The following is a 13,149-nucleotide window of genomic DNA, read 5'->3' as shown; positions in this document are numbered from 1 at the left end:
GAAGAAAAATGTACGAGGAAATCAAAAACAAATTCGAAAAAATAGGAATAATCCCAGTAGTTGTTTTAGAAGACGCCAAAGATGCACACGCACTTGGACAGGCACTTATGGATGGTGGTCTTCCAGCAGCTGAGGTTACATTTAGAACAGAAGCAGCAGAGGAAGTAATCAAGATTTTATCACATGACTTCCCTGATATGCTAGTAGGTGCAGGAACAGTACTTACAACAGAGCAGGTAGACAGAGCTATGGCAGCAGGAGCAAAATTCATCGTTGCACCAGGCTTCAATCCAACTGTTGTACATTACTGTATCGAAAAAGGCTATCCAGTTTGTCCAGGTGTTCAGACACCAGGAGAAATGGAGCAGGCAATGGAGCTTGGACTTGATTTTGTAAAGTTCTTCCCAGCCGAGCCAGCCGGTGGCCTTCCAATGATCAAAGCCGTTTCAGCACCATACACAAAGCTTCACTTCATGCCAACAGGTGGCATCAACAAAGAAAACGTCCGCGACTACTTAAAATACAACCGCATCGTAGCCTGTGGTGGTACATGGATGGTAAAGGGAGACCTTATCGCGTCAGGCAACTTCGAGGCCATCAAAACCCTAACCCACGAAGCTTCAGACATCGTAAGAGAAGTGCGTGGATAAAGACTGCTATTTACACAGCGTACAAATAGCCTGTAAGAATACAATGTGGCTACACAGCGTACATATAGCCTGTAGCTGTCAAGATTTATGTCTCTTAAGGGAAGCATTCTAAGCTGACCGTAGAGATATAAAGCTTGATAGCGTAACAGGCGAGAGATAACCTAGGCTGCCACATTGTATTCTTACAGGCGAGAGATAACCTTTGGAGGATAGAAAAATGGAAATGACACTTAGATGGTACGGAAAGGATTTTGATACCGTAACCTTGGAGCAAATTAGACAAATCCCTGGAGTAACAGGTGTAATCACTACATTGTATGACACCAAGCCAGGCGAAGTATGGAGCCGCGAGCGCATCAAGGCCATGAAGGCAGAGGTTGAGGCAGCAGGCCTTAAGGTAGCAGGTATTGAAAGTGTAAATGTACATGAGGATATCAAGCTTGGCAAGCCAAGCCGTGATCAGTTAATTGATAACTATATTGAGACATTGAGAAACCTTGGTGAGGAAGACATCCACCTTGTGTGCTATAACTTCATGCCAGTGTTTGACTGGACTAGAACAGAGCTTGCAAGAAAAAGACCAGATGGTTCTACAGTGCTTGCATACACACAGGAGGCCGTAGATGCGTTGGTTCCAGAGGAAATGTTTAACTCTATCGCAGGTGATACAAACGGTTCAGTGATGCCAGGTTGGGAGCCAGATAGACTTGCTCATGTTAAAGAACTTTTTGAGGAATACAAGGATGTAACAGATGAAGACTTATTTGAAAACCTCAAATATTTCTTAGAGAGAATCATGCCAGTCTGTGATGAATATGATATCAACATGGCTATTCATCCAGATGACCCAGCATGGCCTGTATTTGGTCTTCCACGTATCATTATAAATCAGGAGAATATCCAGAGAATGATGAAGATGGTAGATAACCCACACAATGGTGTAACCTTCTGCTCAGGTTCATATGGAACAAACCTTGAAAATGATTTACCAGCAATGATTAGAAGTCTTAAGGGACGTATTCATTTTGCACATGTAAGAAATCTTAAGTTTAATACACCAACAGATTTCGAGGAGGCTGCACATCTTTCAAGCGATGGAAGCTTTGATATGTATGAAATCGTAAAGGCACTTTATGATATCGGATTTACAGGTCCAATCCGCCCAGATCATGGTCGTATGATTTGGGGTGAAAAGGCTATGCCTGGATACGGACTTTATGACAGAGCACTTGGTGCAACATATATCAATGGATTGTGGGAAGCAATCGAGAAGAATAGTAAAAGGGGTTAATGGGAAATGAAACTTACAAATGAAGGATTGAAGGATAGAAAGGCTTGGGAGGAAAAAGGCTATAAGCTTCCTCAATATGACAGAGAAACAATTATCGCAAATACGAAGTCAAATCCTACATGGATTCACTTTGGTGCAGGTAATATTTTCAGAGCCTTCCAGGCAAATGCGGTAGAGAAGCTTTTAAATGAGGGCGTTTTAGATACAGGTCTCATTGTAGCTGAAGGCTATGATTATGAAATCATCGAAAAGTACAACAGACCATGTGACAACCTAAGCATCCTTGCAACACTAAAGGCAGACGGAAGCGTAGAAAAAACAGTAGTAGGTTCAATTGCAGAATCCTGCATTCTTGATGAGGATAACGAAAAAGAAATTGAGCGACTTCGTGAAATCTTTAGAGCTCCATCACTTCAGATGGTAAGCTTTACAATCACAGAAAAAGGCTATAAGACCAGAGCTTATATGACAAAGGTAGTAGGTCTTATCTTAGAAAGATACAAGGCGGGTAGCCTTCCTATTTCTATCGTCAGCATGGACAACTGCTCACACAATGGAGACAAGCTTAAAGAGGCAGTGCTTGAGCTTGCACAGGAGTGGTTCAAGGAGGGCAAATGTGATGCAGGATTTGTTAGCTATCTTGAAACTCCATCTCTAGTTGCATTTCCACTCACAATGATTGATAAAATCACACCAAGACCAGATGACACAGTAAAGCAGATGCTTATCGATGATGGCGTTGAAGGCGCAGAGCCAATAGTTACCAGCAAGCACACCTATGTAGCCAACTTCGTAAATGCGGAGGAGACAGAATACCTGGTAGTGGAGGATTTATTCCCTAATGGCCGCCCAGCCCTTGAAAAGGCTGGCATCATTTTTACAGACAGAGAGACAGTAGATAAGACTGAAAAGATGAAGGTTTGCACATGCTTAAATCCACTTCACACAGCACTGGCCATCTTTGGATGTCTCCTTGGTTATGACACAATCCATGATGAAATGGATGATGAGGCCTTAAAGAAGCTCGTGACAAAGCTTGGTAAGGAAGAGGGAATGAAGGTAGTAGTGGACCCTAAGGTACTTTCTCCAGAAAAGTTCTTAAATGCTGTGCTTACAAAGCGACTTCCGAATCCATTTATGCCAGATACTCCACAGCGAATTGCCTGCGATACATCACAGAAGCTTCCAATTCGTTTCGGAGAGACAATCAAAGCATATAGAAGCAACTCATCACTTTCTACAGAAAATCTTAAGGTGGTAACACTTGTATTGGCTGGTTACTTAAGATACCTCGAAGGAATTGATGACGAAGGTAAGTCTTTTGAGCAGAGCCCAGACCCACTTCTTGAGGAATTGAAGGGTCTTCCTGCAAAGGATGTATTAAAACGTAAAGACGTATTTGGCGTTGATTTATATGAAGACACCATGGGCAAGAGAATCCTTGAAGTATATTCAAAGATGAAGGGCCAGGGTAATATCAGAAAGGAATTAGAGGCAGTATGATGAAGTTTATGGACGATGATTTCCTCCTTTATAATGATACGGCAAAGAAACTGTTTGCATCTGTTAAAGATGAGCCAATTATTGATTTTCACAACCACTTAAACCCTAGAGAAATCTATGAGGATGAGTGTTTCGACAATATGGCAGAGGTTTGGCTTGGTGGCGACCACTATAAGTGGCGCGCCATGAGAGCCAATGGTGTTTCAGAAAAGCTTATCACTGGAGACGGGGCTCCATTTGATAAATTTCTTGCATGGGCAGATACTGTGCAGAATTTGATTGGCAATCCTCTATATCACTGGACTCACCTTGAGCTCCAAAGATATTTTGGAATTACAATGCCTCTTACACCAGACACCGCAAAGGAAATCTGGGATGAATGTAATTCAAAATTACGACAGAAGGAATACTCCGTTAGAAATCTCCTTAGAATGCAAAATGTGTCTGTCCTTTGTACTACAGACGATCCCAAGGATAGCCTTGAGTGGCACAAAAAAATCCGTGAGGATGGTTTTGAAATAAAGGTACTTCCAAGCTTTCGTCCAGAAAAGGCTCTGGGTATTGAAAAGGAAGGCTTCAAAAATTACATCGATGATTTAAGCATGCTTGTTGAATTCAGAATCGATGACACAGAATCCTTGCTTAAGGCTCTTGAACTTCGGTTAGAGTTCTTTATGGAAAATGGATGTAGAGTTTCTGATCATAGCCTTGAAAGTCTGTTCTTTGTTCCTACAAACAAAAGAGAAGTAGATGAAATCTTAAAGATACGTCTTGCAGGCGTAAAGCTTTCAGAAGAGCAGGAAGGTAAATTCCGAGGCTACATGCTTACAGAACTTGGCCGTATGTACGCAAAGCGAGGCATTGTAATGCAGCTGCACATTGGCGCCATCAGAAACAATTCAGCGCGTTTCTTCAAGACACTTGGCCCTGACACAGGCTTTGATGCATTAAACGATTTCAACTATGCACCACAGCTTGCAGCACTCCTTTCAGCAATGGATGAAAACGACGAGTTGCCAAAGACTATTCTTTACTGCCTGAATCCAAAGGATACAGAAATGCTTGCGGCTATGGCTGGAACCTTCTGCAGCAACGAGTCAGGAATAAAGGGTAAGGTGCAGCTTGGTGCAGCCTGGTGGTTCTGCGACCATAAAAACGGAATGGAAAGACAAATCGAGTCTATGTCCGACACAGGACTTATTTCCACATCAGTTGGAATGCTCACAGACTCCCGTAGCTTCCTTTCATTCCCACGCCACGAACTCTACCGTCGCATCCTGTGCAACAAGATAGGAACTTGGGTAGAAAACGGCGAATATCCAAACGACGAAGCATATCTTGCTACACTCGTAAAACGCATATGCGGAACCAACGCCGTAGATTATTTCAACTTTTAACAACATATAGATGAGCTGCCCGAAAGGGGCATGCTACATCTCACAATGGAGCCCATAGAAGAACGTCTACACTTAATGAGCGCTTGCGCGAATTTAGTGTGGCTACGTTCTGGAAAGAGCGAGAGCGTGGCGACATGTGAGATGTAGCATGGCCCTTTTGGACAGCGGACTCGGACTAGGAGAGAGAATAATGAACTTGAATTTAAGAGACAAAAAAGATTGTAAATATGATGCTGTATCTTTAGGTGAGGTAATGCTGCGCTTTGATCCAGGCGAAGGCCGCATCCGCACAGCCAGAGAGTTTAAGGTATGGGAAGGTGGCGGAGAATATAACGTAATCCGTGGACTTCGCAGATGCTTTGGCATGGATACAGCTGTCATTACTTCCTTTGCAGATAATGAAGTAGGACATCTTGTGGAAGACTTCATCCTCCAGGGTGGCGTAGACACAAAGCTTATCAATTGGAAAAAGACAGATGGTATCGGAAGAGAGTGCAGAAACGGAATTAATTTTGTTGAGCGTGGCTTTGGAATTAGAGGCGCACTTAGCTGTTCGGATAGAGCAAACACAGCTATTTCTCAGGCCACAGCTGAAGATTTTGATTTTGACTATATCTTTGGTGAGCTTGGTGTAAGATGGTTCCACACTGGCGGTATTTATGCAGCTCTTTCTGAAACATCTGCAGACACCGTAATAAAGGCTATCAAGACCGCAAAAAAATATGGAACTATCGTATCCTACGACTTAAACTACAGAGCTTCAATGTGGTCTGCCATCGGCGGTCAGGCAAAGGCTCAAGAAGTAAATAAAGAAATCGCAAAGTACGTGGATGTGATGATTGGAAACGAAGAAGACTTCACAGCCTGCCTTGGTTTTGAAATCGAAGGAAACGATGCCAACCTTAAGGAGTTAAACATTGAAGGCTACAAGAAGATGATAGATGAAGCAGCAAAGGTTTATCCAAACTTCAAGGTAGTAGCTACCACTCTTCGTACAGTAAAGACTGCCACAGTCAACGACTGGTCTGCACTTTGCTGGGCAGATGGTGAGATTTTCAAGGCCAAGGACTACAAGGGACTTGAGATTCTCGATAGAGTAGGCGGCGGTGATTCATTTGCATCAGGCCTTGTATACGGACTCATGACCACAGGCGATGCCTCAAAGGCCGTAGAGTACGGAACAGCCCACGGAGCCCTCGCCATGACAACACCAGGCGACACCACCATGGCCACCTGTGCCGAAGTAGAAGCCATCATGGGCGGCGCCGGCGCCAGAGTAAAGCGTTAATTACATTCTAAGCTTTAATATTTCAGAGCCCTTGAGCAATATCGAAGGGCTCTTTTTTTGATTTTATAATTCATTGAAGATGTATGATTTACACAGGCACATCTATAGATTACAAAACAAGCGGTAGGAGAGTGACCCTTGAATTAGTGAGGGCGTACCCTCCTGATTACCTTAAAATCCGGGTTTACCGGAAATAGATATCAGGAGGGCTTGCTTATGGGTATATGTGATTTCATTGCAATTATATGATTTGGATTAACCTGCTTTTCTATTGGAGTTAGCTATGGAAAAGACCATAAGAAAAAGAAGTAATCGCCTCTGCCTAAGGTTCGATTACTTCTTCATTAAGTGATAATAACCAAAGGGCTGACCGTCTATCGGTAGCACCTTTTTTGTGCCTTCATTGTACAATATAATATTATGATTTTCAATTGAAGAAATATAAGTGGCAGCGTAAATTTGTACTCGGTAAACAGTGATAGGCGCGCAAACTAAAAAGCTGCAAAGCCTTAATTTTACTTTACTGGCTTTGCAACTTTAATTGACCACATCGGATTCAGTCACCAACATTGTTTCAGCATCTCTTTCTTTAACTGCCTCATCTCTGATTTCTACTGGCACCGTTGTTACAAAAAGATTGAAAGCACGAAGATAGAGGGAATAATAGAATTCACGTGCCCGAATCGGAACTAGAATGCACGTAGAAAGGGGATTGAAAGGATTTTTCGTGTCAAATAGATAGGCTAATGACACGTAATAATAGGATAAAATGAATTATACGTGTCGGATTTGACTCTAGATGGCATGTAGCATGTGGAATCAAGGGAATTTTCGTGTCAGGGTTACCTTCAGAAAGCACGAAGATAGAGGGAAAAATAGAATTCACGTGCCCGAATCGGAACTAGAATGCACGTAGAAAGGGGATTGAAAGGATTTTTCGTGTTAAATAGATAGTCTAACGACACGTAATAATAGGATAAAATGAATTATACGTGTCGGATTTGACTCTAGATGGCATGTAGCATGTGGAATCGAGGGATTTTTCGTGTCAGGGTTACGTTCAGAAGGCACAAAAATATTTACTTTGATTCGCTCTATGTTTTATGTGATAGTGAGATACCGTAAGTGGCCCTATTGCGAAAAACTGCGTTTTTCCAATTAAAGAATAAGCTGCAAAGCCTTTTTTACTGGCTTTGCAGCTCTTGTTGACCACATCGAATCAGTCACCAATGTCTATTCCATTTTGTAACATTTTCGTAATGGGGTCAGGCACCAATGTGTTTTTTAGGACAGTTTGATTTTGGAATAAATGAAATGCTTGAAATGCAGAAAGCACTTCAGGAAAAGTACAAAGATAAATGGGAGCATATTTCTCCAGAATTTGGTAAAAACAAGCTACTTTGGATGATTGGAGAAGTTGGAGAGGTTATTGATATAGTTAAGAAGCATGGCCCTCAAGCAGCTGATATAGACAATCCTGAGCGTAATCATCTTATTGAAGAAATGGCTGATGTGCTTATGTATTACAATGATGTTTTGCTTTGCTATGGGATATCTGCCGATGAGTTAAAAGAATCTTACACTAGTAAGTTTGAGAAGAATATGAATCGCTGGTAGAAACAGTTATGAAATTTTAATCCCTCTTGTATCGCAATGCAAAAGGTAGAAGTAAGAGTTAACTATAGATGATAATATTGATGTAAAGTAAGAATAATAATTATTATTCTAGAATTTTTGATGTGAGAATTGCCTAAAATTCAACAATTTTGAGATTTGAGAAACGGTATTTCTAGAATATTCTATTATAAATATATATTTGTTTTCTAGAATATTAAAAGCATTGCTATTGTCAATCGATTACTTATTAAATGGAGAGAAGGAAGAGTATGAGACTATTAATCAGGTGGTACAGATAATGGAAGGATTATCACCAGAATTGCAGAAAGTGGCATTAGAGCAGATAAAGCTATTAAAAAATATAAAAATAGATTGTAAGTAACCTAATATCAAGTTATAATAAAAGTAGGAATTCCCTACTTTTTAAAGGAGGTGTTAATATGGCAAGCACATTATTTGTAAATGACGCAAAGGTAATGTCGAAAGGGCAGGTCACTATACCTAAGAATGTAAGAGCAGCGTTGGGTATTGAGACTGGAGATAGGGTGACATTTATAGTTGAAGGAAATGAAGTTAAAGTTGTTAATTCGGCCGTATATGCGTTAAAAAGGTTCCAAGAGCAAATGAAGGGTGAAGCTTCAAAGGCGGGATTATTATCTGAGGACGATGTTGCAAACTGGATTACTGCATCACGGAGGGAGGAAAATGCTGAGTGAAAGTGATGATCGATACAAACATTTTTATTTCAGCAGCGTTATTTCCTAATGGAAAAGTAGCTCAGGCATTGAGAAAGGCACTAACTTATCCATATCAACCTATAACTTGTGACTATGTTGTTGATGAACTTCATAGAAAGTTTCAAGAAAAATTTCCAGATAGATTAGTGGAACTAGAGGCGTTTTTGTATGTTGCTTTACAGTCGATAAAAGTTGTCAAAACTCCCAAAAAAATGAATGCAGCAGAATTAAAAATACGAGATGTTAAGGATAGACCAATACTTAGAGCAGCACTAAATGCGCATGCGGACTTATTCTTGACGGGCGATAAGGATTTTTTAGAAGCAGTGGTTGAAGATCCAAGAATTATAAACGTAGCTACTTTTTTGGAAATGTAAATTGATATAATAGAGCATTACTATTCATGATAGTAGTGCTTTTTTATTTATAAAGGTTTTCATAGCGACAACCTTTTGTTGTCGGTTCATACATCGAACCATAAGGTATTACAACGTATTATGAGGTAGTCAAGAGGACAAACCGGTTTGCCAAAGACATACATCAGATTCAACAGGAGGAATAAGTGAGAAGGGAATGAGCCAGGAGAAACTGGCAGATGTGCTTGCAGGAATGGCAGTAGCGTTAGAAACGATAGTTGATTATTTGTTGAATGGGGAAATAGAAAAAAATGAAACAATAAATCAGGCTTTATTAATTTTGCAACAGCTGTCACCAGAACTTCAGAAGGTTGCACTGGAGCAGATGAAAAATGGCTGGCGGAGTAGATGTTTCGAATTTAAGAATTCCACCAGAGAAGCATGAATTCGCGACGGCGAATTATTTTGCTTCATTGGGAAAAGATATATCGTTTATTAAGCCTAGTAATATAAAAGAATGGTCAATTACTTGAATTCCCAAATTAGAGTTGATTTTTCCCTAAAACATGTTATTAAATAGTTAAGTACAGGCTCGACCCACTGTTGGATAACGGAGGGCCCAGAGCCTTTTTCTATGCAATAAAATATATAAAAATATATGGGCATTACCATTTGGTAGTGCTCTTTTTGTTCTAATTTCCTATCAACCCTATTCTAGATCTTCTATACTCTTCTAAGAATACAGAAAGCCGGTGAGTTTATGGGTTTAAAAGAAACTATAACAGAGTTGTGCTCAATGCCAGAACAACAAGAATGGTTTGATTTTAAAGATAGTTTGGAAATAATTGTATTTTATATACTTTAGATACATTACTGTAGTATGGAGATGTGCCAAATATAATACAGGCTGATGAAACAAATAGATTGGTCGAAAGAAAAGATGTTCCACTATTCAGTAATAAAGTATTCAGTGAAGCGATTATCAATGCTGTGCTTCATGATTATCAGGTTAGTAGAAATGAACCTATGATATCAGTATTTTCAGATAGAATAGGAATATTATTAAGAGGAACTCTTGTGTCAGCTCAGACAAAAGAAGGATTTTTTCTTGGAGAATCTGTGCCTGTTAAAGAAAAACTGTCTGAAATATTTTTACAGCTTCATATAAGTGAGAAATATGGAAGAGGAGTACCCACTATTATTATTGCGGAGCATGGAAAAAGCTATTACATTTAGGAAAAATTTTATTGTTGTAACTATTCCTTGCAAAAAAAGTACCATCTATTGTTAATAATATGTCTTCTGAGGAAACAACACATTCTAAATCAGAATTGAATCCTCGTAGGCAGCTACATATTGTTAACCTGTTATTAAGCAAATTTGGGTGAATCAAAGTTTCTGATGGAATTTCTTTTTGATGGGTTTTTGGAGGGTGGTTATACAAATCTATTATTCATCCTCTTTTTCTAGAGCTTGATTTAATGTAAAAAACGCCAGCATTGGATTACTGTTCCAATCTGACGTTTAGTAGTATTCATATTCTTTTGTAATAGAAATGTACCAGCGAGTGATGCATCAATCTTATTCTTTGGTACATTTTACAATACACATATTTTATCCTGAAAAAGTCACAATCAATAACGTGGGGATAACATTTTATAACAAAGCATAACGCAGAGATAACAGATTATTCTGTCACATACTCTGGGAAAAAAGTAAACCAGTGATACCAGATCAAACTGTGCCTTCTTTATTGCCATGCTCACAGGCATTTTTCAAGTTCCTTTTTCATATCTCCGGTAGACCTCTCTATGGCATCCCAAGACATCCGCTACTTCCCCTTGTGTCAGCTCATGCCGCAACCTGAGTAGTTCAATATTCTCGTATTTCATAACATTCATCCTCAAACTTTAGCAAAACAGGGAGCTCCGGCTTACGCCAAAGCTCCCGATTCTGTTCGCCTGCTACTAAGCGAATTTTATTTTAGACTCGAAACAATAGTAACTATGTAACACTTTTTATTATGATATCATTCACTAATCTATTATTAATTTGTTACAACAATACCATTTGCTGTTGTCTGCTGGCCATTTGCTGTCTCAAGGTTCTGCTCGGCTGTAGCTTTTGCTTCATCAGCAGCAGCCTTTGCTTCGTCTGCAGCTTCTTTATTTTCGGCAGCTTTTTCAGCTTCGTCTGCTGTATCTTTGACTAAGCGTTCAGCTGTTCCTAATTGAGCATCAGCTTTGGCAGCCTCATCTTGTGCAGCCCCAAGCTTGGTAACAGCTGGTGTTAATGGATCATTATCATGATCATATGTATCTGTTGTTTCTAATGAAGTCACCGCCTGCTGGATAACAATTACCTCAGTATGTGCAGCATCTACCGCTTCCTGTGCATCCTCAATTGCTTTTGCTGAAGAAGCTTTTACATTCTTATAAGTAGTCTGAGCATCTTTATATTCCTTCTCAGCATCCTTGTTTGCTAAATCAGCTTTTTCATAGGCTCCAACTAATTTTGAAAGATTCTCTACATTTGTATCTGCACCCTGTTTAGCTGAAACTGCATTATCGTAAACTGCTTTAATACCAGTCTGATTATCATTATATTTTTTATCAAAGTCAACTTTTGCTGTATTAAATGCAGCAGTTTGTTTAGTAGAATCACCAATATAAGCACCGTTATTAATCAAATCAGCCTCTGCTTCTTGATAAGCAGTCGTGTTTTGACCGGCTTTATAGCATCCCAAATCAACCAAAGCTTGAAGCGCATCGTCGATTAACTCAGTCACATAATCGTAATAAGGTGTACCTTGTGTTGTACTATTTTTTGCATCTATTGCATCTTTAAGAGCTTTAAACTGAGCCTTAATATCCGAATTTAGTTTATTCTCACCGGCACTCATTGCACGATTAACTGATTCGGCTGTTACAGTACCATCAGCATTAAACTCTGCTCCTGGAACCAACTCTAATAGGGCTTTCTTAGCATTTACAAGCGAAGTCTCTGCTGTGCTTGCAGCATTTGTATAAGCACTCTTAGCTCTATCCAAATCATTAATTGTACCATTTCCTTGACCAAGGGTAAGGGCTGTTTCGATTTCTCCTACTAGATTTGCTGAAGCTATATCAAGTTTATCTTTTGTACTATTGGATACAACATTATTAATTTTATCAGCTACAGCAAGATCATTATTATCAACTTTATTATCATCACCGAAAGCTTTAGCTGCAACAACAAGTGCATCATAAGCTTCTTTTACAGCTTCTTGTTGTTCAGCGTTTACCTTAGTAAAATTCTGATTTGCAATCGTCTCTGCTTGTTGTGCTAATGCTAATCTAGTTCGATTTGCATTAATCTGCTCTTTAACTGCAGCAACTTTATCATCTGCAGCAACCTTAGCACTTTTTGCCTGAGCTAATGCTTCATCTGCTGCAACTGTCGCTGCTTGTGCAGCTTTTACGGCATTATCTGCGGCCTTAAGAGCCTTATCTGCGGCTGCAACATTTGAATTAGCAGCTTGTAACTCGTCGGTTGCCTGAAGTACTGCTGCTGTAGCAGCATTTATTGCATCTTGCTTATTAGATGCCGTCGGATTGTTTTGTGCTTTAGCAATAGCAGAATTTGCAGAAGCAATAGCCCTAGATGTAAGTTTATTTTCACCTGCTACTATCGATGCAGTACCATCTGTAGACACAACAGCAGCCAACAATCCATCAGTTGTTGTGTTTTTTCCATCAACATCCTGCTTACCTACTTCTGCTGCGGCATCACTATAGGCTTTATTAGCTTCTTTTAAAGCCTTATCAGCATCTTCAGCAGCCTTTACAGCGTTATCTAAGGCATCCTTAGCCTTTTCCTCTGCGGTTTTCTCTGGAACAGGAGTAGGCTCTGGATCCTTTTCAGGCTCTTTCTCAGGCTCTTTCTCAGGGGTAACTGGTGTAGGAGTAACCTGTTCATCAGCAGGCTTAGTAGCAGGCTTAGAAGAAGAAGAACCACCGCCGCCGGAAGAAGAAGAGCTAGAAGAGCCGGAATAAGCAACAGCTGCGCCCGGAACAATCTTTTCAGCAGGGAAACCACCAAGAGTTCTGTGCTCAGAGATACCATGGTTAGCGAAATGATTGTAGTAAGCCGCAATATCATCGCCAAAAGCAGCAACAAGATCAGGATAAGCTTTCTTGTAAGCATTAACATCGAAATAAGGATTAATGCGTCTGCCTTCATTGATACCAAATTGTAAGAAGTGGTTAAAGAGAGCATTAGCATCGTTGCCAAGAACAGCAACAACATCAGGATTCATTTTAGCATAGAAC

The 13,149-nt window shown here is 40.0% G+C and carries 12 protein-coding genes and 1 pseudogene; 11 read left to right on the top strand and 2 right to left on the bottom strand.

Annotated features, from left to right (window positions below; genetic code table 11):
- The first annotated feature begins 8 nt into the window (after window positions 1-8).
- The 11 genes from BLV53_RS14050 to BLV53_RS14005 all read left to right on the top strand — a co-directional run bounded on the left by BLV53_RS14050 (window position 9) and on the right by BLV53_RS14005 (window position 10,075).
- The gene (locus BLV53_RS14050) at window positions 9-650 is read left to right on the top strand and encodes a bifunctional 4-hydroxy-2-oxoglutarate aldolase/2-dehydro-3-deoxy-phosphogluconate aldolase (RefSeq protein ID WP_090301973.1); all 642 of its coding nucleotides are present in this window, start codon (window positions 9-11) and stop codon (window positions 648-650) included.
- 217 nt (window positions 651-867) lie between these two features.
- Window positions 868-1,941: a mannonate dehydratase gene (gene uxuA / locus BLV53_RS14045; protein ID WP_090301971.1), complete on the top strand. Its 1,074-nt coding sequence runs from the start codon at window positions 868-870 to the stop codon at window positions 1,939-1,941.
- A gap of 6 nt (window positions 1,942-1,947) precedes the next feature.
- Window positions 1,948-3,444, top strand: coding sequence for a mannitol dehydrogenase family protein (locus BLV53_RS14040; protein WP_090301969.1), 1,497 nt, complete (start codon window positions 1,948-1,950; stop codon window positions 3,442-3,444).
- Window positions 3,441-4,841, top strand: a complete 1,401-nt coding sequence (gene uxaC / locus BLV53_RS14035) for a glucuronate isomerase (protein WP_090301967.1) — start codon at window positions 3,441-3,443, stop codon at window positions 4,839-4,841. The genes BLV53_RS14040 and uxaC overlap by 4 nt, the downstream gene beginning before the upstream one ends.
- 190 nt (window positions 4,842-5,031) lie before the next feature.
- The gene (locus BLV53_RS14030; protein ID WP_090301965.1) at window positions 5,032-6,129 is read left to right on the top strand and encodes a sugar kinase; all 1,098 of its coding nucleotides are present in this window, start codon (window positions 5,032-5,034) and stop codon (window positions 6,127-6,129) included.
- 1,275 nt (window positions 6,130-7,404) lie between these two features.
- The gene (locus BLV53_RS14025; RefSeq protein ID WP_090301963.1) at window positions 7,405-7,746 is read left to right on the top strand and encodes a MazG nucleotide pyrophosphohydrolase domain-containing protein; all 342 of its coding nucleotides are present in this window, start codon (window positions 7,405-7,407) and stop codon (window positions 7,744-7,746) included.
- 229 nt (window positions 7,747-7,975) lie between these two features.
- A complete protein-coding gene (locus BLV53_RS17110; protein ID WP_170830877.1) occupies window positions 7,976-8,128 on the top strand; it encodes a hypothetical protein in 153 nt (50 codons plus the stop codon).
- A gap of 58 nt (window positions 8,129-8,186) precedes the next feature.
- Window positions 8,187-8,462 carry an AbrB/MazE/SpoVT family DNA-binding domain-containing protein gene (locus BLV53_RS14020; RefSeq protein WP_015550616.1) on the top strand — a complete coding sequence of 92 codons (276 nt, stop codon included), beginning with the start codon at window positions 8,187-8,189 and terminating at the stop codon, window positions 8,460-8,462.
- Between the two features lie 5 nt (window positions 8,463-8,467).
- Window positions 8,468-8,860, top strand: coding sequence for a putative toxin-antitoxin system toxin component, PIN family (locus BLV53_RS14015; RefSeq protein WP_242879113.1), 393 nt, complete (start codon window positions 8,468-8,470; stop codon window positions 8,858-8,860).
- 196 nt (window positions 8,861-9,056) lie between these two features.
- Window positions 9,057-9,284 carry a hypothetical protein gene (locus BLV53_RS14010; RefSeq protein WP_090301958.1) on the top strand — a complete coding sequence of 76 codons (228 nt, stop codon included), beginning with the start codon at window positions 9,057-9,059 and terminating at the stop codon, window positions 9,282-9,284.
- A 443-nt stretch (window positions 9,285-9,727) separates the two neighbouring features.
- Window positions 9,728-10,075 carry an ATP-binding protein gene (locus BLV53_RS14005; RefSeq protein WP_242879112.1) on the top strand — a complete coding sequence of 116 codons (348 nt, stop codon included), beginning with the start codon at window positions 9,728-9,730 and terminating at the stop codon, window positions 10,073-10,075.
- 539 nt (window positions 10,076-10,614) lie between these two features.
- On the opposite strand, the gene BLV53_RS17865 is transcribed toward BLV53_RS14005, so the two are convergent.
- Entirely contained in the window at window positions 10,615-10,731 is a 117-nt protein-coding gene (locus tag BLV53_RS17865) for a helix-turn-helix domain-containing protein (RefSeq protein WP_170830876.1), read from the bottom strand.
- Between the two features lie 155 nt (window positions 10,732-10,886).
- Window positions 10,887-13,149: pseudogene (locus tag BLV53_RS17105) on the bottom strand (hypothetical protein); the annotation flags it as partial.

This window comes from Pseudobutyrivibrio sp. ACV-2, from assembly GCF_900107545.1.
Classification (GTDB): Bacteria; Bacillota; Clostridia; order Lachnospirales; family Lachnospiraceae; genus Pseudobutyrivibrio.
This window is presented reverse-complemented; position numbering and strand designations above follow the sequence as displayed.

Excerpts from the sequence above, each read along its gene's own strand:
- uxaC (WP_090301967.1), top strand. The coding sequence starts at position 3,441 with ATGATGAAGTTTATGGACGATGATTTCCTCCTTTATAATGATACGGCA.
- BLV53_RS14030 (WP_090301965.1), top strand. The coding sequence starts at position 5,032 with ATGAACTTGAATTTAAGAGACAAAAAAGATTGTAAATATGATGCTGTA.
- BLV53_RS14020 (WP_015550616.1), top strand. The coding sequence starts at position 8,187 with ATGGCAAGCACATTATTTGTAAATGACGCAAAGGTAATGTCGAAAGGG.
- BLV53_RS14010 (WP_090301958.1), top strand. The coding sequence starts at position 9,057 with ATGAGCCAGGAGAAACTGGCAGATGTGCTTGCAGGAATGGCAGTAGCG.
- BLV53_RS17865 (WP_170830876.1), bottom strand. The coding sequence starts at position 10,731 with ATGAAATACGAGAATATTGAACTACTCAGGTTGCGGCATGAGCTGACA.
- uxuA (WP_090301971.1), top strand. The coding sequence starts at position 868 with ATGGAAATGACACTTAGATGGTACGGAAAGGATTTTGATACCGTAACC.
- BLV53_RS14050 (WP_090301973.1), top strand. The coding sequence starts at position 9 with ATGTACGAGGAAATCAAAAACAAATTCGAAAAAATAGGAATAATCCCA.
- BLV53_RS14040 (WP_090301969.1), top strand. The coding sequence starts at position 1,948 with ATGAAACTTACAAATGAAGGATTGAAGGATAGAAAGGCTTGGGAGGAA.
- BLV53_RS14025 (WP_090301963.1), top strand. The coding sequence starts at position 7,405 with ATGTGTTTTTTAGGACAGTTTGATTTTGGAATAAATGAAATGCTTGAA.
- BLV53_RS14015 (WP_242879113.1), top strand. The coding sequence starts at position 8,468 with ATGATCGATACAAACATTTTTATTTCAGCAGCGTTATTTCCTAATGGA.